Origin of the sequence: Halomonas jincaotanensis (assembly GCF_018448785.1) — a bacterium.
In the GTDB taxonomy this organism is placed as follows: domain Bacteria; phylum Pseudomonadota; class Gammaproteobacteria; order Pseudomonadales; family Halomonadaceae; genus Halomonas; species Halomonas jincaotanensis.
The window spans coordinates 212623-234824 of record NZ_JAHCLU010000001.1 but is presented as its reverse complement, the minus strand read 5'-3'; the positions used below and the strand labels follow the sequence as shown (position 1 = coordinate 234824).

General features: G+C 63.3%; 24 protein-coding genes and 1 pseudogene. 15 read left to right on the top strand and 10 right to left on the bottom strand.

Annotated elements, in window-relative coordinates; genetic code table 11:
* Position 1: 1 nt before the first annotated feature.
* From KG088_RS01115 to KG088_RS01095, 5 genes are all read right to left on the bottom strand, one after another.
* Positions 2-1285, bottom strand: a complete 1284-nt coding sequence (locus tag KG088_RS01115; RefSeq protein ID WP_213823644.1) for a TRAP transporter large permease — start codon at positions 1283-1285, stop codon at positions 2-4.
* A 1-nt stretch (position 1286) separates the two neighbouring features.
* A complete protein-coding gene (locus KG088_RS01110; protein WP_213823643.1) occupies positions 1287-1886 on the bottom strand; it encodes a TRAP transporter small permease in 600 nt (199 codons plus the stop codon).
* Positions 1887-1988: 102 nt separating this feature from the next.
* Positions 1989-3065: a TRAP transporter substrate-binding protein gene (locus tag KG088_RS01105; protein ID WP_213823642.1), complete on the bottom strand. Its 1077-nt coding sequence runs from the start codon at positions 3063-3065 to the stop codon at positions 1989-1991.
* Positions 3066-3294: 229 nt separating this feature from the next.
* The gene (locus KG088_RS01100) at positions 3295-4434 is read right to left on the bottom strand and encodes a heparan-alpha-glucosaminide N-acetyltransferase domain-containing protein (RefSeq protein WP_213823641.1); all 1140 of its coding nucleotides are present in this window, start codon (positions 4432-4434) and stop codon (positions 3295-3297) included.
* On the bottom strand, positions 4434-4790 hold the full coding sequence (locus tag KG088_RS01095) for a hypothetical protein (protein ID WP_213823640.1): 357 nt from the start codon (positions 4788-4790) through the stop codon (positions 4434-4436). Before KG088_RS01095 ends, KG088_RS01100 begins: the two co-directional genes overlap by 1 nt.
* Positions 4791-4971: 181 nt before the next feature.
* Here KG088_RS01095 and KG088_RS01090 point away from each other — a divergent pair, with 181 nt between their 5' ends.
* The 5 genes from KG088_RS01090 (at position 4972) to KG088_RS01070 (ending at position 11519) form a co-directional block, all read left to right on the top strand.
* Entirely contained in the window at positions 4972-6126 is a 1155-nt protein-coding gene (locus tag KG088_RS01090; protein WP_213823639.1) for a ChaN family lipoprotein, read from the top strand.
* Positions 6123-8096 (top strand): M1 family metallopeptidase, encoded by a 1974-nt coding sequence (locus KG088_RS01085; protein WP_213823638.1) that lies wholly within the window; start codon positions 6123-6125, stop codon positions 8094-8096. Before KG088_RS01090 ends, KG088_RS01085 begins: the two co-directional genes overlap by 4 nt.
* A 79-nt stretch (positions 8097-8175) precedes the next feature.
* Complete coding sequence (locus tag KG088_RS01080; protein WP_213823637.1) at positions 8176-8583, top strand: glutaredoxin family protein; 408 nt, start codon at positions 8176-8178, stop codon at positions 8581-8583.
* A gap of 79 nt (positions 8584-8662) precedes the next feature.
* Complete coding sequence (locus KG088_RS01075) at positions 8663-10426, top strand: chloride channel protein (RefSeq protein WP_213823636.1); 1764 nt, start codon at positions 8663-8665, stop codon at positions 10424-10426.
* Positions 10413-11519 carry an extracellular solute-binding protein gene (locus KG088_RS01070; protein WP_213823635.1) on the top strand — a complete coding sequence of 369 codons (1107 nt, stop codon included), beginning with the start codon at positions 10413-10415 and terminating at the stop codon, positions 11517-11519. Before KG088_RS01075 ends, KG088_RS01070 begins: the two co-directional genes overlap by 14 nt.
* A gap of 13 nt (positions 11520-11532) precedes the next feature.
* On the opposite strand, the gene KG088_RS01065 is transcribed toward KG088_RS01070, so the two are convergent.
* The 3 genes from KG088_RS01065 to KG088_RS01055 form a co-directional block, all read right to left on the bottom strand.
* Positions 11533-11967: a GFA family protein gene (locus KG088_RS01065; RefSeq protein ID WP_213823634.1), complete on the bottom strand. Its 435-nt coding sequence runs from the start codon at positions 11965-11967 to the stop codon at positions 11533-11535.
* Between the two features lie 62 nt (positions 11968-12029).
* On the bottom strand, positions 12030-13247 hold the full coding sequence (locus KG088_RS01060) for a methyltransferase (RefSeq protein ID WP_213823633.1): 1218 nt from the start codon (positions 13245-13247) through the stop codon (positions 12030-12032).
* Positions 13244-13720 carry a GFA family protein gene (locus KG088_RS01055; protein WP_213823889.1) on the bottom strand — a complete coding sequence of 159 codons (477 nt, stop codon included), beginning with the start codon at positions 13718-13720 and terminating at the stop codon, positions 13244-13246. Before KG088_RS01055 ends, KG088_RS01060 begins: the two co-directional genes overlap by 4 nt.
* Positions 13721-13808: 88 nt before the next feature.
* Here KG088_RS01055 and KG088_RS01050 point away from each other — a divergent pair, with 88 nt between their 5' ends.
* On the top strand, positions 13809-14216 hold the full coding sequence (locus tag KG088_RS01050) for a gamma-glutamylcyclotransferase family protein (protein ID WP_213823632.1): 408 nt from the start codon (positions 13809-13811) through the stop codon (positions 14214-14216).
* A gap of 93 nt (positions 14217-14309) precedes the next feature.
* Positions 14310-14591 carry a DUF503 domain-containing protein gene (locus tag KG088_RS01045; protein WP_213823631.1) on the top strand — a complete coding sequence of 94 codons (282 nt, stop codon included), beginning with the start codon at positions 14310-14312 and terminating at the stop codon, positions 14589-14591.
* A 12-nt stretch (positions 14592-14603) separates the two neighbouring features.
* On the opposite strand, the gene KG088_RS01040 is transcribed toward KG088_RS01045, so the two are convergent.
* Positions 14604-15071 carry a PRC-barrel domain-containing protein gene (locus tag KG088_RS01040; RefSeq protein WP_213823630.1) on the bottom strand — a complete coding sequence of 156 codons (468 nt, stop codon included), beginning with the start codon at positions 15069-15071 and terminating at the stop codon, positions 14604-14606.
* 205 nt (positions 15072-15276) lie between these two features.
* Between KG088_RS01040 and KG088_RS01035 the strand changes: the two genes are divergently transcribed.
* The 7 genes and pseudogenes from KG088_RS01035 to KG088_RS01005 all read left to right on the top strand — a co-directional run bounded on the left by KG088_RS01035 (position 15277) and on the right by KG088_RS01005 (position 21171).
* Positions 15277-16608 (top strand): cation:proton antiporter, encoded by a 1332-nt coding sequence (locus KG088_RS01035; RefSeq protein ID WP_213823629.1) that lies wholly within the window; start codon positions 15277-15279, stop codon positions 16606-16608.
* A gap of 193 nt (positions 16609-16801) precedes the next feature.
* The gene (locus KG088_RS01030; protein WP_213823628.1) at positions 16802-17080 is read left to right on the top strand and encodes a peptidylprolyl isomerase; all 279 of its coding nucleotides are present in this window, start codon (positions 16802-16804) and stop codon (positions 17078-17080) included.
* A 132-nt stretch (positions 17081-17212) separates the two neighbouring features.
* Positions 17213-17419, top strand: a complete 207-nt coding sequence (locus KG088_RS01025) for a DUF6494 family protein (RefSeq protein ID WP_213823627.1) — start codon at positions 17213-17215, stop codon at positions 17417-17419.
* A complete protein-coding gene (locus tag KG088_RS01020; protein WP_250147986.1) occupies positions 17397-18350 on the top strand; it encodes an ABC transporter ATP-binding protein in 954 nt (317 codons plus the stop codon). The genes KG088_RS01025 and KG088_RS01020 overlap by 23 nt, the downstream gene beginning before the upstream one ends.
* Positions 18347-19108, top strand: coding sequence for an ABC transporter permease (locus KG088_RS01015; protein WP_213823625.1), 762 nt, complete (start codon positions 18347-18349; stop codon positions 19106-19108). Before KG088_RS01020 ends, KG088_RS01015 begins: the two co-directional genes overlap by 4 nt.
* A gap of 53 nt (positions 19109-19161) precedes the next feature.
* Positions 19162-19500, top strand: a pseudogene (locus KG088_RS01010) (nucleoid-associated protein); the annotation flags it as partial.
* Between the two features lie 309 nt (positions 19501-19809).
* Positions 19810-21171 carry a GGDEF domain-containing protein gene (locus KG088_RS01005; RefSeq protein ID WP_213823623.1) on the top strand — a complete coding sequence of 454 codons (1362 nt, stop codon included), beginning with the start codon at positions 19810-19812 and terminating at the stop codon, positions 21169-21171.
* Here the strand turns inward: KG088_RS01005 and trxC are convergent.
* On the bottom strand, positions 21077-21514 hold the full coding sequence (gene trxC / locus KG088_RS01000) for a thioredoxin TrxC (RefSeq protein ID WP_213823622.1): 438 nt from the start codon (positions 21512-21514) through the stop codon (positions 21077-21079). The genes KG088_RS01005 and trxC overlap by 95 nt on opposite strands.
* Before the next feature lie 273 nt (positions 21515-21787).
* Here trxC and KG088_RS00995 point away from each other — a divergent pair, with 273 nt between their 5' ends.
* Entirely contained in the window at positions 21788-22189 is a 402-nt protein-coding gene (locus KG088_RS00995) for an Hsp20/alpha crystallin family protein (RefSeq protein WP_213823621.1), read from the top strand.
* Positions 22190-22202 lie beyond the last annotated feature (13 nt).

Here is a 22202-nt window from a genome sequence, read left to right as displayed (position 1 = left end):
CTCAGCTGCCGCTCACGTCGGTGAGGTTGGGCAGCCAGGTGACAAGGCCCGGGAAGGCGATCAGGATAACCAGCACCACTAACAACGCCACATAATAGGGCAGCATGGCCTTGACCAGTTGCTCCATCGAGACCTTGCCCACACCACAACCGACATACAGGCAAGTGCCGACCGGCGGTGTCAGCAAACCGATGCCGAGAATAAACGCCATTAACACACCGAAGTACACCGGGTCGACGCCGACCGAAGTGACGATTGGGGTCAGCATCGGCGCCATGATCACCATCGCCGGCGTTAAATCCATCACGAAGCCTACGAGAAGCAGCAGGAAAGCGACGATCATCAACAGCCAGAACGGATCCTGGGTGATCGCCTGTACCTGCTGAACCAGTGTCTGCGGCACCATGTTGATGGTCAGGAACCAGGCAATGACCGTGGCGAAAGCCAGCAGCAACAGCACCATGCCGGTCAGCCGCGCGGTACGGATCAGCATCCCCCACAGCTCGGTGACGTGGAATTCGCGATAGATCACCAGCGAGATGAACAGCGAATAGAGCAGCGCGGCAACCGCCGCCTCGGTGGCGGTGAACACCCCGCCGATGATGCCGCCGATCACGATCACCGGCAGCACCAGCGCCAGCCAGGCGGCCTTGAAGGTTTCCCAGAGGCGGTCGAGGCGGAATTTCTTGGTCTGGCCGGAATGCTTGAGGGTGGCCAGAATGAAGGTGGTCATCATCAGTGCAAAACCGATCATCATTCCCGGGACGATGCCCGCAATGAACAGGCGGCTGATCGAGGTTTCGGTGACGATGCCGAACAGGATCAGCGGGATCGACGGCGGAATGATGATGCCAATCACCGACGAGACGGTGTTGATAGCCGTCGCATGAGGTGCCGAATAGCCCTGCTCTTTCATCGAGGGAATCATCATCGCCCCGGTGGCCGCGGTGTCCGCCACGGCCGAGCCGCTGATGCCGCCGAAGAACATCGAGCCGGTGATTGCCACCTGCCCCAGGCCGCCGCGCATGAAGCCGACCAGCGCGCCGGCAAGATCCATCAGTCGGCGGGCGATACCGCCGTTACTCATGACTTCGCCGACCAGAATAAAGAACGGAATCGCCAGCAGCGGAAAGCTGTTGACGCCCCGTATAGATTGTTCGATCAGAATAGATAACGGTATATCTGAAAGCACCGCCATGACCAGTGCCGCGACACCCAAGCCGAAGGCGATCGGCAAGCCGATGGCAATGGTAGCAAACAGTATCGCCAGGAAGATCCACAACATCTCAGTGCACTCCGTGGGCAGAATCAGAAGAGGACGCCGAAGGCGGGTTGCGGATCAGCCGCACGCACTGCCAGGCACGCCATAGCGCTACTGCGACGATGAAGATCGCGCACAGCACCAGAGAAAGATTGATCAGGTTCCACGGCACGTTGAGAATCGCAGAGCGTCCGGTGGAGCGAGTCACGACCACGTATCCACCCCACGTCATGATGCCCATTAGCCCGCTGATGATCAGGTGCTGGAACAGATAGAGCATGTAGGCGGCCCGCTTCGGGAGCTTGCGTACCAAAATATCCACGGCAATATGCTCGAAACGCGCGAAGGCCGCGGCGGCACCGATGAAGACCAGCCAGATGAACAGCATGCGCGCCAGCTCATCTGCCCAGGGCAGCGATTGATTCAACAGCGAGCGACCGATCACGTTGGCGGATACCGAGATGATCAGCGCGACCAGGATGGCAGCGATCAGCTGCTCCATCGCGACCGTCAGCCACCGGAATATTGCCGGACCCTTGCGCGCCTCAACATCCAGCTCGAGGGGCTCGCGGTTGGGATCAGTGAGATAGACATCGGGTTCAGGAATGGGGGTCGAGTGAGACATGGCAGACTCCAGTGACAGGACAAGGGGCCGAAGCCCCCTGTCCTTGCGTAACGCATGCAACGTCTTCGTGCAACCTTATCTAACGGTTACCGGCGAAGATGCTCAGTTAGACGTGGTCTCTTCGGCAATGGCCTGGATTTCGGAAACCAGATCTTCACCGATTTGCGGAGCCCACTCCTCGTAGACCGGCTGCACGGCTTCCTGGAAGGCGGCGACCTGCTCGTCGCTCAGGCGATTGATCTCCAAGCCGCGCTCTTCGAGCTGGTTGCGCGACCAGTCGTCATACTCGGTGGCCAGCTGGATTTCATACTCGGCGGACTGGCGAGCGGCTTCCTGCACCAGCTCCTGATAGGCCGGGTCGAGGCTGTCCCAGGTGCGCTCGGACATCATCAAGATGAAAGGCGTATACACGTGGCGGGTTTCGGAACCGTACTCCTGCACTTCATAGAAGTTGGAGGTCAGGATGGTGCTCCAGGGGTTCTCCTGGCCATCGACCACGCCCTGCTCCATCGCGGAGAACAGCTCACCGAAAGCCATCGGCGTCGGGTTGGCCCCCAAGGTTTCCCAGATTGACAAGTGGACTGGATTCTCCATGGTACGGATGGTCAGCCCCCCCATATCGAGGCCACCGACGTCTTCCGGGGTCTCGACCGGACGCACGCTGTTGGAGAGCTGGCGATAGCCATTTTCGGAGAAGGCTAACGCCTTGATGCCGGTACCATCGAAGGAATCGAGCATGCTCTGGGCGACATCGCTCTGCATGACTGCCACGGCCGCTTCACGGGTCGGCAGCAGGAACGGCAGATCGAAGGCCGCCAGTTCCGGCACATAGGTGGTGGCCGGCGATGAGGACGGATACGACATGTCGAGCGTGCCGGTCTGCAGCATCTCCATCATCTGCACGTCGTCGCCCAACTGGCTGTTCGGGAAGATATCCACGGTCAGGCGGCCTTCGCTGCGCTCTTCGAGAATATCGGCGAAATACTGGCTGGAAATGTACTGCGGCGAGGATTCGGCCAGGCCGATGCCCATACGAATGGTATGGCTGCCGTGGTCCTCTACCACCTCACCGTCGATGGCGGGTGGTTCGGACAAGTCCGGCGTCTGGGCATGAGCCATGCCTAGCCCCAGCGTCGCCGCACTGGCGAAGGTCAGGGTACTGAGCAGGAATCGAGTCATGGCGTTTCTCTCCACTGAAGATTATTCATTGTTGGGCGCGGGAGCGCCCGCTGCCGAGTGGTCGAGGCCGAGCGAGGCGACCAGCGGTCATCGGCGTTACCGGGAATGTTACCGGTAACCCACAATAAATGAGACTAGGCTCCGGGGGGGCGTAAGTCAACGAAGTAAGCCTGTTGACGCGTTAGACATTAGTCGTGATGCGGTTAGCGTAATGTCCTCAGAAACGCCCTCAGACACGCGCCTTGACCCAACGCGTGAGCAGTATCCAGCCCGCCGTCGCCAACACCAACAAGCAACCGATGCCCAGCACCTGCGGATAACTGTAAACCTGCCAGCCTTCCAGTAGCCAGCGCAGCACCCCGAAGATCACCACGATATGAAAGATAAAGGCCTTGAGGGCGTCGGAGCCGATAACGGTAATCGGCCACAGCCGGGCGGCTGCTCGCGCATCCCCTAACAGACACAGCACCAGGATCATCAGGGCGCCACCCAGGCTGAAGAGCATGAAGGCGAGCTCGGGTGGATGCTTGCCGGCATTGTAGGCCACCGCCCTCAGAGCGGCGTAGAGACCGGACCATGACATGGCCAGAAAGCCCAGCAGCATTAACACACCGGCAGCGGCGAGAACGTTCACCAATCTTCGCCGAAGCGCCGGCTGGCCATAACAACGCAACACCGCCTCGCCGATCAGCAGCCCTAGCATCACCAGTGGCAGCCTCGACAGCTGCCCCCAGGTGTAGTGGTCGGCGTCCTCGACGAGGATCGCCTTGAGCGGCTCGATTCCCCAGAAGCCAAAGTTGCGCTCCAGCCAGCTGGCCAGCAAGGCGACGGCCAGCGGGCTCGCCAACCGCGACCAGAGCAGCATGCGTCGCCACTGCGGCAACGCCCAAGGCAGCCACAGCAGGGCAATGGCATAGAACCCCAGGATCTCGACCCAGATCGCGGAACGCAGATATAACAGGGTATCGACGATATCCGCTACCGGGTACGCTGGCAGCATCTCGACCACTGTCAACACCTTGTACCAGGACAGCACCTCGAGACCGCGCAGCAGCAACTTAAGCCGGCGTTGCGGCCAGTCCTCCGCGTCGGTCTTGGGCAGGAAGGCCACCGCCAGGGCAACACCGAAAACCATGATAAACAGGGAGGAGGAAAATTTGGTGAGCAGGTGGATGGGCACCATTCCCCAGTCGGGCACCTGGTCGATCCTCAGCAGGCCACTGACCGTATGGCTCAAGATCATCAGGGCGATAGCGACCCCCCGCGCCAAATCGATCGCCTCGATGCGCCCCTGTCCCACAGGGAGCACTGGCCGCTCCGCCAGACGGTTCTGGATCGCCCCCCACGAACCGCTCTCTGCCGCCGACATCACTCGCCCTCCAGCCGCTCTACGCTCTCCAGGGTCAGCCGCCGCCCCTCGCGGGGCGAGAAACGGAAATGGCCCTCGACCCACACGGCCTCGCCCAGGTGGGTAGCGATCCGCTCGTGGGGGAAGATCTCGACCCGGTTGAGGTCCTCGTCCTCGATCCAGTAGTGCAGCGGATCCTCGAAGTGGCGCACCACGCCCCGGGTGGCGACCCGGCTGTCGTCGTGGGCCGCGGGATTATTCGCCAATACCGACAAGGGCACCTCGGTGACCGGCGCCTCCCCGCCGCAGCCCATGAGCAAAACTCCGGCGAGCAGTGACGCCGCCAGGAGGCCGGCGCCTCTCGAGAGTGGTCCCATCACGTCTCTCCCGCTGGTCGATTGTCACCCGCCATGGATGACGCCGGCACCAGTATCGCCCAAGCGCCGCGGCCCCGTCATCGCCAGGGCTATTATCACCAGAGCTATCGTCGCCAGGGTGCTTTTCGCCCAAGGGGCCTCGGGGTAGGCTGAGCGAATGCCCATTCACCGAGAGTCGTCGATGTCGCGTTCCCGCTCCTTCCGCATCCGAACCTTCTGCCACGGGGCCGCCCTGGCTTGGTTAGCCCCGCTCGCCGCCATGGCCGATGACTGTCCCGCCCCCGGCCAGTGGCAGGACGACGGTGGTGAGACGCTGACCACCGCCGGCCTGATGGCGGAACTTGCCGACGCAGACGTGGTGCTACTCGGCGAGCAGCATGACCGACTGCCCCACCACCGCTGGCAACTGCATACCTTGGCCGGTCTGCATGCGCATCGTCCGAAGATGGTGATCGGCTTGGAAATGCTACCCCGCGAGGCCCAGCCGGCACTGGACGCCTGGGTCGCCGGCGAGCTCAATGAAGCTGGATTTCTCGAGGCCAGCGACTGGCACCAGGCTTGGGGCTTCGATCCCGACCTCTACCTGCCCATCCTGCACTTTGCCCGCATGCAGCAGATCCCGCTGCGGGCGCTCAACGTCACGCCCGAACTGCGCGACCGCCTGACCCGCGAGGGCTGGGAGGCGGTACCCGAGCAGGAGCGCTTCGGCATCTCGGCACCCGCCGATCCCGAGCCCGCCTATCGTGATCGACTCGCCGAAGTCTATGCCGAACACGCCGGAAGTGGCGACGACCCGGAGGGGCTGGAGCGTTTCATCGCCGCGCAGCTGGCGTGGGATCGCGCCATGGCGAGCGGCTTGGCCGAGGCGCAAGGCCAAGAAGCCCTGGTGGTAGGGCTGATGGGATTGGGGCATCTGGTAAACGGTCATGGCGTGCCGTCCCAACTCGATGACCTGGGAGTGAGTGATTATCAAAGCCTGTTGCCCTGGGACGCCAGCGAGGGCTGCCGGCCACCCCGCGGCCGGGCCGACGCCGTGTACGTGCTGGGCGACGAGTCCGCCTTTCAACCGACCGAACCGCCGCGCTTGGGTGTGCTGATCGGCGAGCACGCAGATGGGGTGCTCGTCCAGGGCGTCGTCCCCCGGAGCGTGGCCGAGTCGGCCGGCCTCGCCGAGGGCGATGTCATCGTCACCGCCGCCGGCCTGCCCATGGTGGAACCCGCTGACCTCACTACCATAATCAGCCGCCAGGCACCTGGCACTCTGCTGCCGCTGGAGATCCGACGCGAAGGCAAGCTTCAAGAGGTGCTGGCACGCTTCCCGGCCCCGACGCCATGAACCGCCCTGGCCTGCGGCGGGCGAGCCGGCTGCTCGGCCTGCTCTGGCTGGCGGCAGCGGGACTCGCCTGGGGCGTGTCGACGGACGTCCCCGGGGCCCGCTCCCTAACCATTCAGCTCGATCCGACCGGTCGCGGGCTGCAGGGTGAACTGCGCCAGGTCCTGCCGGCGGGTGGAAGCTTTCGCCTGCTGGAGGGCCTGAGGGTGACCTCCGCCCGGCGCGGCGACGAGACCCTCGCGGTCACGCGGAATGCCGAGGGCCGTTGGCGGATTCCACCGGGCAGCGATTCTGCCGACGGCGAAGTCCCGGTGACGCTTCGCTGGCGGGGCACCCTGCCCGAGGCCGACGAGCGCGACCACTATCGCCTGGCCGTCGACAGCTCCCTGCTCCCGACCCGTGCCGGCTGGTACCCGCACCTGGGCGACGCGGCCGGTCCCCTGTCGCTGACGGTCCGGGTGCCGGAAGGACAGCGAGCCGTGGGCAGCGGCTCGCTGCAGGAGGAGCGGCGGGTCGAGGACGATTACCTGGCCCGCTTCCACCACCCTCGCACCCGCGAGGTAGCGATCGCCGCAGGGCCCTGGCGGCTGCGCGAGCGAGAGGTCGGGGGCGTGCGGCTTCGCACTCTCTTCCCGAAGGGCCTGGACGAGGCCTTTGCCGAGACCTACCTGGAGCGCACCGCCGAGCACCTGGTCCTCTTCCAGGCACGCCTGGGTCGGCTGCCCTATTCGAGCTTTACCATCGCCGCCTCGCCCGCGCCGGTGGGCCTCGCCTTTCCAGGCTTCACCCTGCTCGGCGAGCGCGTCATCCCGTTGCCCTTCATCCCCCACACCTCCCTGCCCCACGAGCTGATGCACGCTTGGTGGGGCGCCGGGGTGGCGATCGACTACCCGAACGGCAATTGGGCCGAGGCCCTCACCACCTACCTGGCCGACCACGCCCTGGCCAAACAGCGGGGCGAGGCCGAGACGATGCGCCGCCGCTGGCTGGCCGACCTGGCCGCCCTGCCCCCCGAGCAGGAATTCGCCCTGGTCGACTTCCGCGGTGGCCCCGACCCGGCCGGTCGTCTCATTGGCTACCAGCACGGCGCGATGCTCTTCCACATGCTGCGCCAGCGTATCGGCGACGAGGCCTTCGATCGCGGCCTGCGCCGCCTGGCCGAAGAGTGGATGCACCGCACCGCCGACTGGTCGGCATTGATCGACGCTTTCGGCGAGGCCGCCGGCGTATCGCAGCAAGCCTTTCTCGCCCCCTGGCTCACGCGGCCCGCCCGCCCCTCGCTGCACCTGGAATCGGTGCGGGTGCAGGCCCGCAATGGTGGCTACCGGCTCGGCGGTGTACTGATCCAGCGCGGCAATCATGCCCCCTGGTCGCTGGACGTCCCGCTGTTGGTGGAAACCGAGGAGGGTCCGGTCAGCGTTACCCGTCCCCTGGATAGCCTGCGCGACGCTTTCGAAGTGCCGCTGGCATCGCGTCCCCTGAGCCTCGAGGTGGACCCCGGCAGCGACCTGCTGCGCCACCCCGGCCCGACGCCGGCCATTCTACGCCAGCTGACGCTGGACCCGACTACCCGGGTGCTGGCACTGGACGATGCCCACCGCCACCTGGCGCGGCAGGTGCTAGGACGAAAAGCCGAGGCGCTTGCGGCATCCGCGGATCTACAGGATGCCCCAGGCTCACCGCTGCTGGTGATCGGCAGCACCACGGCCCTTCGCGAATGGCGCCAGGCCAACGGCTTGCCCGCACCGCCGCAGCCGCTGGAAACCGCTGGACAGGCGCGCTTCTGGATGATCCCCGGGCAACGGACCGGCTTGCTCGGCGGCGACGATGCCGATGCCCTGGCTCGGCTCGCCGCCTCGCTTCGTCACCACGGCCAACGCAGCTACGTGGTGCAAGGGCACGACGGCAAAACCGAGCAGGTGGGCACCTGGGCGATCGAGGAAAACCCACTGCGGGTGACCTTCACCCGCTGACGGGATGGCACCGCGGCGCCTGCACAGGCATCATGGGAGCCCTTTGCCCATCCATCGTCCGCGAGGTTGACCACCGCCGATGAGAATCCTGATTCGCACTTTCTTTCGTGGCCTGCGACTGGTGCTGGCGCCGGTCATGCTAATCTCCGAGAAGCTCTCCACTCCCCAGGCCATCGAGCGCAGCCCTGAAGAACAAGCCCGGGTCGACGCGGCCTGTCGGAACCTGGCGCTTTACCAGTTCCGCACCTGTCCATTCTGCATCAGGGTGCGCAAGGAGATCGCCCGCCTGGGCCTGAACATAGAGGTCCGCGACGCCCAACTCGACCCTGACCACCGCCATGAGCTCGCCGAGGGCGGTGGCCGTACCAAGGTACCTTGCCTGAAAATCGCCCACGACGACGGCACTAACGAGTGGCTCTACGAATCCGACGACATCAATGCCTGGCTGCACCGCCGCTTCGGCACGGCCGCCGCCCAGGCCGCCTGAGCCAACGCACAAGGCGCACAAGGAGGAGCTACAGCCGCCGGCACTTGCCCTGCGGTGATTAGCCGCCTACACCTTGAAGATGGATGCCCTCCCGGAATGCCCCGCCTCCGGCCGCGGCCCGCTGGCCGTCGTCCGCTTCTTAGGCCTTGTGCTCCTGGGGGCAACTGTCGGTGCGGTCGCCGCTCTCTTCGCTGTGGCCTTTGTCAGCCTGGTGCTGGCCCTCAACGACCTGCTGATGATCTCGCCACGCAGCCGTATGATGTTCGACCACGCCGGCCTGCTGCTGGCCGCCACCATCGCGGTGCCGACGCTGGGCGGCCTGGTGGTCGGTGTGTTGCACCGCGCGATCCCCGAGCGGCGTCCTCATGCCCCGGCCGACGTGATCGCCGCGGTGCAGACCCGCCGCGGCCGGCTTCCGGCCCGCGCCGGAGGCCTCTCGGCCCTGAGCGCCCTGGTCTCGCTGGGGGCCGGGGCCTCGGTGGGGCAGTACGGTCCCCTGGTGCACCTGGGCGCTACCCTGGGCTCGCTGGGCGCCAGGCTGCTGCGGCTGGGACGCTCCGATGACAACATCACCATCGCTTGCGGGGTGGCCGCGGCCATCGCCACCGCCTTCAATGCCCCTTTGGCAGGCATCGTCTTCGCCCACGAGGTGGTGCTGCGCCACTACGCCCTGCGCGCCTTCGCCCCGGTAGCCGCGGCCGCCCTCGTCGGCTACGTGATCGCCACCAATGTGCTACAGCGCGGCGCCCTCTTCCATGTGGCCGACACCGCCGTGCCCCGCCCCTGGGAGTTCGTGGCCTTCCTCGCCATCGGCGGCCTGGGGGCCCTGGTTGCCGGGGCCTACATGCACACCATCCTCGGTATCACGCGCCTGGCCGGCACCCTACCGATCGCCGCAGCGCTGCGTCCCGCCCTGGCCGGCGCCCTGCTGGGGCTCACCGCCCTCTGGGTCCCCGACATCCTCGGCATGGGCCAGGAGACCCTGCGCTTCGCCACCATCGCCGGCGCTTTCGGCAGCGCCGAACTGCTGTTGGTACTGGTACTCAAGATCGCTGCCACGGGGCTCTGCCTGGGCATGGGCTTCAGCGGCGGGGTGTTCAGCCCGGCGTTGGTCATAGGCACCCTGTTCGGCGCCCTATGCGGCAGCCTGATCGGCCAGCTCAGCGGTGCGCCCCAGGAGACTTTCGTGTTCTATGCCGTGTGCGGCATGGTGGCGGTGACCTCGCCGGTGATCGGCGCGCCCCTGACCAGCCTGCTGATCGTCTTCGAGCTGACCGGCAGCTATGCACTGACCACCGCCGCGCTGGCCAGCGTGACCCTGGCCAGTCCCATCGCTGCCCAGCTCTTCGGCCGTTCGCTTTTCGACATGCAGCTCGAGCTACGCGGCCTGGACCTCTCTGCCGGGCGCGGGCGTACCGTGCTGCGCACCACCCCGGTGGCCGAACACCTGACCGACGACTGCGTGACCCTGGATCCCCAGACCCCAGTGGCCGAGGGGGTGACCGCCCTTTGCCGGGCACGCCACGGCGAGGGCTACCTGGTGGATGCCCAGGGGCGCTATCGGGGCTGCGTTAGCCTGGCCGATCTAGTAGCCGCGCGGGAGGCGGCAGCGGGACCGGCGTGTGTCGGTGGGGTGTCGACCCTGGCGCGACCGGTGCTGCAACCCGACACCTCGCTGTGGGACGCCATGGCCATGCTTCAGGACGTCAACGGCGAGGCCCTGCCGGTCGTCGACGTCACCGCGGATGACGCCTTCAGGGGCGTGGTCTTTGAGTCGAGCATCGCCCGCGCCTATCTGGCGCGCAGCGACGAACTGAGCCGGGAGGAGCATGGCACTGGGTGAGCGCAACCGGGGGCTGGGGAGTGTGGTGTGGCTGGCGCTGTTCGCGACCGCACCCAGCGAGGCGGACGATGGCGGCCTTACCGTACTGAGCTGGGGCGGCGCCTACGAGCGTGCCCAGCAGGCCGCCCTGTTCACGCCCTATACCGACGCCACCGGCACGCGCATCGAGGTGGCACAGTACGACGGGGGGCTTGAGGGCGTGCGCCGCGCCGTGACCGAGGGCGAGGTGCCCTGGGACCTCATCGACATGACCCGCAGCGAGGCCATGGCCGCCTGTGCGGAGGGCCTGCTCGAACCGCTCTCGCCCGCGCTGCTGGCACCTGCACCGGACGGCACGCCGCCGGAAGAGGACTTCCTGCCGGACAGCTTCGGGCGCTGCGCCATTACCCACAGCATCTTCGCCACCGTGGTCGCCTACCGTCGCGATGCCTTCCCTGGCACGCGCCCCGACAGCATCGGTGACCTCTTCGACCGGCAACGTTTCCCAGGTCCCCGCGCCTTGCAGCGCACCCCGGCGGTCAACCTTGAATGGGCGCTGCTCTCCTATCGTGTGCCCCACGAGGAGCTCTACGATCTGCTGAGCACCCGGCGTGGCCTGGACCTGGCGCTGGCGCGCCTCGACGAGTTGGATGAGATCCGCTGGTGGGAGGCCGGCGACACCCCGCCGCAGCTATTGGCCGAGGGCGAAGTGGTGATGGCCTCAGGCTACAATGGTCGCTTCTTCGACGCCATGGTCAACCGCGGGGTGCCCATTGATATAATCTGGGACGGCCAGGTTCAGGAGCACGAGACCTGGGTGATCCCCCACGGCGCCCCGAATCCCGAGGCAGCTCGTGACTTCCTGCGTTTCGCCACCACCACCGAGCGCCTCGCCGACCTGTCGCGACACATCCCCTACGGTCCGGCCCGACGCTCGGCAGCCGTGCGCGTCACCACCCACCCCGACAGCGGCGTGGACATGCGCCTGCACATCCCCACCCATCCGTTGAATGCCGAACGGGCCCTGGCCAAGGACGAAGCGTGGTACGCCCGTACCCTGGAGCGCATCCACGACTACTTCAGGGCCTGGCTGGCCAAGCGGGAGGAGCAATGACGCTGTCCAAGGCTCACTCGTCGAGGGTCTCCCCCGTGCCACCCATCTCGGCGGGTACATCGCGCATCTTGGTCAAGCCATCGGCAATGCGCAGCACAGCATCCTGATAGTGGACATGCAGAGCCGGTTTGAAAGATAGATCGGGGATGATCGCCGCGTAGACGTCGACCAGCCCCAATTCAGGATGCTCGGTCAACACATGCCCGCCGCAGCTCCGGCACCACTTGCGCAGACTAGCCGGCGTCTTCTGGTAGATGCCCAGCTTGTCGGTGCCCTGCACCACCTCCACCGCATCCGGCTTCCAGAGGGTGAAGGCGTTGACCGGGCCTGCCGACCAGTGACGGCAGTCTTCGCAGTGGCAGTAACCCATGGCCTCCGGCTCGCCGCTCACCGTCAGCTGAACGTCACCGCAGAAACAGGCGCCGTGATAGGTCTTTTCGTCACGCATGTCACACCTCCCAAGGAGATTCCTCCATACAAGGAAAACACCTGCAGTGTAGGAACCCCTGGCTAGCACCGCGAGGCCCGCAACAGTAGATTGCGGGGCGTCAATTTGCGTGGGCAGAAGGTCCCGAGTTCGACGCTGAAGCCCGCCTCCTCGAGTCTGAGCGCCCTGTCCAGCACCAACCAGATTTCCAGCGGGCGACGAAACAGCTGGCGCACCAGCTCCAGGCGGGTGACTTCGGCCTGGCGTCGCTGGCCTTCTTGCTCATACGCACACCAGTCGACTCGCGACGGCAAATCGATGCCCTTCTGAACACTGGCCCAGCGGCAGAAATCCGCGAACGTCTCGGTGTGCTGGCCGTAGGCAAGACTCGGTACCGGCAGGTAGGCGTCGACGCCCTGCACGTCACGCTGAAGTGCATCGAAACCGAGCCGCCAAGCGTTGGCCGCTTCTCGGTGCTGGCGAACGTGGCGTGGTGCAGTCACAGTTTCCTGGACAGCCATGGCCAAGTCCTCGCGCTCCAGCACCAGCTCATGTGTCTCGGCAAGTTGTCGCCCCAGGCATGAAAGCGGCCGATAGCGCTCGTCGACGGTACGGTGGTAACAGCATGGCGCTAGCGTGAGAGCGCTGCCGTGCTCGGCGGAGAGCTCGATCAGGCGCTCGTGCAGATCGCCGCAGGCGTGAAGCGCCGCCACGTGGGTGGTCGATGACAGCCATTCGACCGCCCCCTCGGCCATCACGTCTTGCCGGACCAGCCGCACCGCCGCTCCTTGCCGCTCGGCCAATCGGGTCCCCGCGTCGCACAGCCCGGCCTGCCATTCCAGGGCCGTAACGTCGACATTGTGGCGACGCGCCAGGGTTCTCGCCAAGTGCCCCTTGCCGGCGCACCACTCCATCAACTGTTGCTCCGGGCCCAGCGTCACCCGCGGCACGAAGGACACGATCTGCTGCCACTTGCGCCCACCGATGTGCACGGACCAAGCAGCGGGAAGCCCTTCTTCTCTTTCTCCGGCTGCCTCTCCCGCAGGTATCTCAGTCAGCGTAACCAGCTCGGCAAGGGCTGACACCGGCAACCAGTCGGCAAGCGGCGAATCGATGAAGGGCTCGGCCTGCAGCCGCGCGCACTCGGCGTCACCCAACAACAGTAACCGACGCGCCAAGGCATGGAAGGGCGCCGGCCAGGGAATATCGCGGTGCGTGAACGGCAGCGGCCGCCAGAGTTCCTGCCATTCGGCCAGCAGTACCGTCAGATGGGCGAAGCGTGCCCGTTTGTCGAGACTCACCGAGGGGTCGACAAGCCGAGTCGCTCATGCCACTCCGCAAGACTCTCTTCAGGGTAGTGGGCAAAGCATTTATCATGGCCGCGGGCCTCGACTTCCACCCAGTTTGCCTTGCTGTCCAGCAGCAGGTGGACCCGTTCCGGTGGTACCGGCAGCGGCGTGTCGATGGCCGAGGCGAAGGGATGCACCAGCGACGGCCAGCCAGGGTCGTAGACCCAGAGCGCGCTGGCACAGTGCTTGCAGAAATGCCGCTCGCCGGGACTTTGTTGGCCGTCGATCACCGCATGATAGACGCCCTTGTCTTCGGCACCCGATACCTCTAGCGTCTCGGCACAACCGCCCAGATTGATGGCGTAGCCGCCCCCACCCGCCGTCTTGCGACAGATCGAGCAGTAGCAGCGCTGATAAGGATAGGGGTGTGGCGACTCGAGGCTGAAACGTACCGCGCCGCAATGACAGGAACCTTCCAGAAACATGGAAACACCTCGCTTGTCAGTCATGCATTGTCGAAGTCGTGGCAGCAATTGCCCGGCGGCGCCAGCAACTTCGTCAGGAGGAGAGCCGGTGAATACACCCCCGATCGCCATCGCCAGAACGCCGCTGGTGGTTGTCTATGGCACCCTGAAACGTGGACTGCGCAACCATCACTGGCTCCAGGGGGCCGAGTTTCTCGGCAGCGACTGCCTCACCACGGTGGCCCTCTATGACCTCGGCCCCTACCCGGGCGCCAAAGCCGAGCAATCCCGAGGGGTCGAGGTCGAAGTTTTCAGGGTCAACGCCAGGCTGCTGGCCGACCTTGATCGGCTGGAGGGCTACCAGGTTCGCCTGCCGAAATGCGGCGTCTACGACCGTGCCATCCATACCACCACGTTCGGCCCCGCCTGGCTTTACCTTTACAACCACGATATAGCGGGATTTCCGGTCATCCGCGAGGGTGGCTGGCCAGCCTCTGGCTCCACTCATGGAAACTGAACGCCAGGGACCACGTCTACCTCGATTACCCCAACGCTGACGACACACTGCAGGTGTTGGACCTATCCAAGTAAGCGGCAGCAAGGAGGCGGCATGCATATCGAGATACTCACACTGCGGATCTCGCTCCCGGGATGCGGCTCCCTCAAGGAGAAACGCCAGCGGATGGGCGGACTGCACGAACGCTTCGGACGCAACCCCGCGGTGGCAGTCTGCGAAAGCGCTGATCACGACAAGCTGGAAGCGAGCGAGTGGACCTTCGTGGTTGCCGCCATGACGTCACAGAGGGTCGAGGCCCTGTGTAGCGAGATCGAGGACAAGATTCAGCGCACCGTGGATGGTCGGGTCATGGAGGCCATCCGCGAAGTATTGTAATGCTTCGTCGGCTCAGTCCTTGTCGAATTCCGGGGCGTCTTTCAAGATCTCGACGTCGACATCGGTGTAGACGGTGTACCGATCCTCGCCCTCCTTTCTGGTGAGCTCGATGGTCTCCCAGGGAATCGCCAACTCCTTCACGCCCATGCCCATGAAGCCACCGGCGCCGGCACCCACGACCAGCGCCACGACCTGCCCGAACTCATCGATGACAAGATCGCTGATCGGCCCGATCTCCTGATCCTCTTCGTCGCGTTTCGTCATCACGCTGTTGCCGATGAGATCATCGGCATAGAAAGCATTGTCTGGCTTGTCGGTGAGGTAGCCATCCGTCTTACTCGGCGCATCCTGCTGCAAAACTGAGCCGTTGCCGGACCCCGATGTCTCACTGTCCGGCTCCTGGGCGATCGCTGTGCCCCCTCCCCACAGTGAAGTGGAAACAACAAGTGTCGAGATGAGTCGCGAGGCGAATTTTTGCATGGCGTTTTCCAGATGAATGTGGCGAATCGGCATGATACGCGAGGAAAGGGGTCAAGCCTGGTGCGGGTACGCAATGATGCTATATTCAGCCGTAACCTAGTGCATCCTGACGCATTTTTCACTTCGTCTGTCGGCGGCTTGCGCGCATGAATGCAGCAGGCGTGCCCCTTTCTGAAACGCGCGTACTTATCCGAGGCCGCCCGACATGTCATTCGTTTACTGGTTGCTGCTTATCGGCGCCCTGCTGATCTGGGTATCCTTCTCCAAGGCATCACTGACACGGCTCCTGCTGAGCACCGCGATGCTCTACCTGGCGGTGGGGTACGGCCTGGGCCCTGCCGGATGGGCCATTTTGTCGCCTGACCCGCTGGTCTATACCGTCACGCTGGAAAGAGTCGCCGAAGTGGCGGTGCTGATTTCGCTGTTCTCCATCGGCCTGAAGCTGACCATTCCCCTGAAGGACAAGCGCTGGCGCTTGCCCATCTGTCTCGCCCTCGTCTCGATGTCGATAACGGTGCTGCTCACCGCCGTCGTCGGGGTAGCCGTGCTGGGCCTGTCGCTCGGCGCTGCGGTACTGCTCGGCGCGATTCTGGCACCGACCGACCCGGTACTGGCCTCGCGCGTTCAGGTGCAAGGCACCGATGATCGCGATCGCCTACGCTTCAGCCTGACCGGCGAAGGCGGCCTGAACGATGGCGCCGCCTTCCCCCTCGTGATGCTTGGTCTGGGCCTGCTGGGTCTGCACGAGATGGGGACGCTGGGTTGGCGATGGCTTGCCATCGATGTGCTATGGGCCATCATCGGGGGGTTGGCGATCGGCGCCATCACCGGGACCGCCATCGGCAAGCTGGTGACCTTCCTGCGTCGCTACAGGGCGGATGTCGGCCTGGACGAGTTCCTCGCATTGGGACTCATCGCGCTTGCCTACGCCTTTGCCGTAATCAGCCATACCTACGGCTTTCTCGCCGTGTTTGCCGCTGCCCTGGCCCTGCAGCGAATGGAGCGCCAGGACGAGGGCACGACGTCCTCGCCGGACGGAGAGACGAATCTCTCTAGCAAACTAGACGCCAGTCTCTCTGCCAACCCGGCCGCTGATTTAGCCGTCGGCCCCTCCAAACGCTGGGTGCATGAAGGAAGTGGTGTGGGCTTTATCGAACAGATGGAGCGCATCGCCGAAATGGTGGTGGTTTTACTGGTCGGCGCCATGCTCTGGTACAGCCACCTGCATGCCAAGGCCATCTGGCTGGTCCTGTTGCTGTTCCTGGTCGCCCGCCCTATTTCAGTCTGGTTCGGCATCCTCGGTGCGAGAGTATCGAAAGATCAGCGCCTGCTGATTTCCTGGTTCGGTATTCGCGGCATCGGCTCGATCTATTACTTGATGTATGCCATCAATCATGGCGTGCCGGATTCGATGGCAGAGGAGCTCATTTCACTGACGCTGACCGTGGTAACCGTGTCGATCGTGGTCCACGGCATTTCCGTTACGCCATTGATGAAGCTCTATGCGCGACGCAAGGCCCGTCAACACGGCTTCTAGGCTTGCCAATCGCCCTCACCATGTCTGGGAAAGCGGCGAAAACAGGACGTTTCAGGGCACCCTTTCGCGGCTGGTTGTCCGACAATCAGCCTCATAGCTGCGATACATCGTCACGCCGGGCCCAGCCAGGTCCACGCATGCTATCCTTGCTCCCCTTCAAGACAGGATTTTACCCACCCTTCGGGAGAGCGTTATGGCTCAGGCAAGTGCACGTCACATTCTGGTGGACAGCGAAGCGAAGTGTCAGCAACTCAAGACCGAGATCGAGGGCGGTCGTGACTTCGCCGAGGTCGCTCGCGAGAACTCCTCCTGCCCCTCCGGCAAGCAAGGTGGCGAGCTGGGCACCTTTGGCCCAGGCCAGATGGTCCGCGAGTTCGATGAAGTGGTTTTTTCAGGCGAGCTGAACAAGGTTCATGGTCCGGTGAAGACCCAGTTCGGTTATCACCTGCTGGAAGTCACCGACCGCAAGTGAGCTTTCAGTAGCCCCAACCACTAACGCCGTGACCGGCTACCCGGCACGGCGTTGGTCGTTGGCCGGCCGTGTAAGGAAGGCCGCTGCGCGTTAGGATGGTGCGCGGCTTTCTCACTCTTAAAGGATGTCCCGATGAATGACGATACCTTCAACCACAGCATCCGTAAGCTCCTCAAGAACGTCGGCGTGAATTCCCAGCAATCCATCGAACAGGCGGTGAAAGACGCCCTGGCCGATGGCCGGCTGAAGGGAGATGAATCGCTGCCGGCGACGGTCAAGGTACATGTCGCCGGCCTGGACCTCGATCTTGAATTCGATGGAGACATCACCCTTGAGTGAAACGCCGATGATTCGCGTGGAGGGCCTGTCGAAGACCTTTCGCGATGGCTTCCAGGCGCTCGTCGATGTCGATCTGGAGATCTACCGTGGCGAGATCTTCGCCCTGCTCGGCCCCAACGGGGCGGGCAAGACTACCCTGATCAGCGCGATCTGCGGTCTGGTCAACCCCAGCGCCGGGCGCGTGGTGGTCGACGGCCACGACAATGTGCGCCAGTACCGCAAGGCGCGAGCGCTGATCGGCCTGGTGCCCCAGGAGCTGACCAACGAGGCCTTCACCACGGTATGGGATACGGTCAGCTTCAGCCGCGGCCTGTTCGGCAAGGCCAAGGACCCGACGCATATCGAGAAAGTGCTGCGCTCCCTGACCCTCTGGGAGAAACGCGACAATCGCTTGCTGGAACTCTCCGGCGGCATGAAGCGCCGTGTGCTGATCGCCAAGGCGTTGGCGCATGAGCCCCAGGTGCTGTTTCTCGATGAGCCTACTGCTGGTGTCGATGTGGAGCTGCGTCGCGAAATGTGGGAAGTGGTGCGTGAACTACGCAACCAGGGTGTGACCATCATCCTCACCACCCACTATATCGAGGAAGCCGAAGAGATGGCCGACCGCATTGGTGTGATCCGTCGTGGGGAAATCGTGCTGGTGGAGAACAAGCATGAGCTGATGAGCAAGCTTGGCAACAAGGAGTTGACCCTGCACCTGCACGAGCCGCTGGATGCCGTACCCACCGCACTGAGCGGTCATGGTCTGGCGCTCACCGACGAAGGCCATGCGCTGGTCTACAGTTACGACGCCGCCAGCCAGGAGGAAAGTTCGAGCATCTCCGGACTGCTGGCCGACCTCGAAGCGGTGGGGCTGCGGGTCAAGGACCTGCACACCCGTCAGAGCTCGCTGGAAGATATCTTCGTTAGCCTGGTTCAGGAGCGCGCATGAACCTGCAATCCGTCAAGACCCTCTATCTCGCCGAAATGGCCCGCAGTCTGCGCACCGTTTTACAGAGCATCATATCGCCGGTGATTTCCACATCGCTCTACTTCGTGGTGTTTGGCGCCGCGATCGGCACGCGCATCAGCGAGGTCGATGGCGTGAGCTACGGGGCCTTCATCGTGCCGGGCCTGATCATGCTGATGCTGTTGACGCAGAGTGTATCCAACGCCTCCTTCGGCATCTTCTTCCCGCGTTTCTCGGGCTCGGTCTACGAGATCCTCTCGGCGCCCATGTCCTACGTGGAAGTGGTCATCGGTTATGTGGGCGCGGCCGCCAGCAAGTCACTGATCCTCGGCCTCATCGTGCTGCTCACGGCGCGACTTTTCGTTCCCTACTCCATCGATCATCCCTTGATGATGTTAGTCTTCCTAGTGCTGACAGCGGTCACCTTCAGCCTGCTCGGCTTCATCATTGGTATCTGGGCCGATGGTTTCGAGAAACTGCAGCTGGTGCCGTTGCTGGTGATTACCCCGTTGACCTTCCTTGGTGGCACCTTCTACTCCATCGACATGCTGCCGCCCTTCTGGCAGACGGTGACACTGGCCAATCCGGTGGTCTACCTGGTCAGCGGCTTTCGCTGGAGCTTCTACGGCATTAGTGATGTCAGTCCGCTGGTCAGCCTGCTGATGATCCTGCTGTTTCTGAGCGTGGCACTGGCGGTGTTGAGCTGGATCTTCAAGAGTGGTTATCGGTTGAAGCCCTGAAGGAATCCCCCATGCCGACTCTGCACTGCATCGCCCATCGCCTCGAAAAGCCGACCAAATGGCGCAGCGACTCGCCATCACGGCAATACCTCTCATGGACCCACGACCGAGGCGGTCGCAAGCTTGCGGAAGGGCTGGCCGAGCGGCTGGGAGCGGAAGAAGGCATCGATGCCACCGGCGAGACACGCACCTTGCTCGAGGTGATCCCTCCCCAAAAGCGCACTCTGACCCAGTTCGGACGCTTTGCCGGTCGTGCCGCCGGTGTATCGATCAGCTTCGACTCTCACCTGCTCGGCTCAAGTGTCGAATACGACGACACACAGGACCGGCTGATCATCAAGCAAGTGCCCAAGCAGCTTCGTGAGCAGCTAAAGCGCCGCTGGGGCAGCTGAATCGCCTCGTCGAGTGGACCTTACAACACTCACATGGGTAAGTAATTTATTCGAATATATAAATTAGCCAGCCCGCATGACAAAGGCTGAGTCATGCCTAACAACGCTCTCATACTCCCTTAGTAAGCTATTTCTTACAGTCGACGTAGGCTGCCCCGAATGACTGGCAAGACCCGCCTTTAGCTACCATAGTTACTCACGAATCAGCCTTTCCTTACGCAGGGGAACGGCAATTCGTCGCTACAAGAAACCAGAAAAAGAAACCAAAAAACGCAAACTGAAGGGAAAGCGCGCTCCATCGTCAAGCCAATGGGCGGCGCCCCTCGAGGAAGGGAACTGATGGCTGCTGGGTGCAAGGATACCCGGACAAACTCCCGTCTGAACTGGCGGACCGAGTTTCGGGATACGGATGTCGAAATAGCGTATCAACGCTCCATGCAAACCCATGACGCCTGCCAGATGCGATATGCGATGCTAGTGTCTGCAGGGCTGCTGCTGACCTTCAGTGTGGCGGAGTATCATTTCCTGGGGTTCAGCGAGAGCTTTCTGGTGTTGCTCGCCATACGGCTGTTGGTGATGTCGGCCTGCTTGCTATTATCATGGGCGGCGTGGCAACGCCCCGCTTTGTCGCAGCGCACTACCCCCGTCAATGTGGTTTGCCTGCTGGCCATCAGCGGCCTGCTGGTAACGATTCCCACCCGTCCCGAATTGACGGGTGTGCATCTCGCCTCGGCGGTTGCCGCCAGCATGGTGTTGTATCTCTTCATACCAAATCGCTGGCATTGGGTACTGATCAATAACGCCTATATGGTGGTGGGTTTCATCGTAGCCATGTGGCTATGGAGCCCAATTTCCAACGGCATGATGGCGACGAGCCTATTGTTGCTTGCATTACTCAACCTGCTGGGCGGATTGACGATGACGCAACTTAACCGTCTACGTCGCGAGCAGTTCGCCTCATTGGTCGCCGAACGCGAAGCCAACCACCGGCTCCAGGCCGAAATCGAGGAACGCTGTCAGCTGGAAGGCAGGCTTCGTCATCTGGCCGCCACCGACCATCTGACCGGCATCGCCAATCGTCGCCGTTTCTTCGAGTTGGCTGAACATGAATTGAAGCGTGCACAACGCGACAAGACACCGTTGGCGCTGTGCATGGTCGATATCGATCTATTCAAGAACCTCAATGATCAGCATGGTCATGCGACGGGCGATTGTGTCTTGGCAAGCGTCGCGGCGTGCTGTCAAACGGTATTGCGCGAGACAGACATCATCGGTCGCTACGGCGGAGAGGAATTCGTCATCGCCCTGCCCAATGCCGACCTAAACACAGCAACCGACATCGCCGAGCGGTTGCGTATCACGGTTGCCGAGCTGTCATTGCCGATGATCGACCCCCCCTTCTCGCTCTCGGTCACGGTAGGCGTCGGCTGCGTGGAACCCGGTGAAGCAGCACTCGATGCAGCGATGCTGCGCGCCGACCAAGCGCTTTATGAAGGCAAGGCAAACGGCCGCAACTGCGTGGTAGTCGGAAGCTGGCTAGGCCACGGCAGACGCTCTCAACATCAGCTTAGCTCTGTCACACCACATGTGGATCCAACCACTGACGAAGTTGCGGCTCCGATAAAAGGCCTGGCTGACGGGCTGTCTCCACCCCTTTTCGGAACACGATAAGCGTTGGAATACTACGTATCGCGAATCGCCCGGCCAAGGTTGGCTCAGCCTCGGTATCAAGCTTGGCGAAGCGTATGCGTGGCTCCAGTTCGCGCGTCACCGCGGCAAAGACCGGCGCCATCGCCTTGCAGGGACCACACCAGCTGGCCCAGAAGTCCACTACGATGGGCAGCTCGCTGCGCTCCACCAGGGCATTGAAATTAGCGCTTTTGAGCTCGCAAGGCTCGCCGGTGAACAACGAGCGCTTGCACTTACCGCATCGCGGACGATCTTCGAGCCGGGCTTGATTGACACGATTGATGGCACTGCAGTGGGCACAGCCCAGCGAAAGCGAATCTGACACGTCGTGCCTCCTTTGTTCATAGTGGCGGAGAAGGTCCTCGCCAAATCGTGTGTAGTAGTGTGTTCTGTAAGCCTAGAAAAGTCGTTATGTTCCTTGGCCTTTTCCGTGCGTTGACGGACATAAATTCGTTTGACGTTTGACCTGGCGCAATCGATGTCGCTTTCGCCTGGCGCTTTTTCGGGACACCAGCAGTAGATTGCATTGCTGGGTTCTTCTGTCCTGCCTATCTTCACAATCAACCATCACATTCGTGGCGAAGCCCATGGAGGGAACATGCCGTCACGTCGACTCGAACGCCTGATGTGGGCCGATGCCTGTGAAATGCTCGACCGAGCGGAGCGCCTGCATCGTCAGTTCTACCGCCCGGGCCCCTCTTCCACGATACCCAACTGGGAACCCCCAGTGGACGTTTACCAGTGGTCCGAGGGCATCCTGCTGGTCATTGCCCTGCCCGGTGTCGAGGCAGAATCCATCGAGATCCAGCTCGCCGAACGCCATCTGACGGTACATGCCAGGCGGCGTTTTCCCGACGCGGTGCCGGGCTTGACCGTCCAGCGCCTGGAGATCCCCTTCGGGCACTTCGAGCGCCGCCTGATACTCCCCTACGGTCGCTATACCCTTCAGCAACGCCAATGGATCGACGGTTGTCTGCATCTCGACCTCCGTCTGGCCTGACGGATGAGGCAAG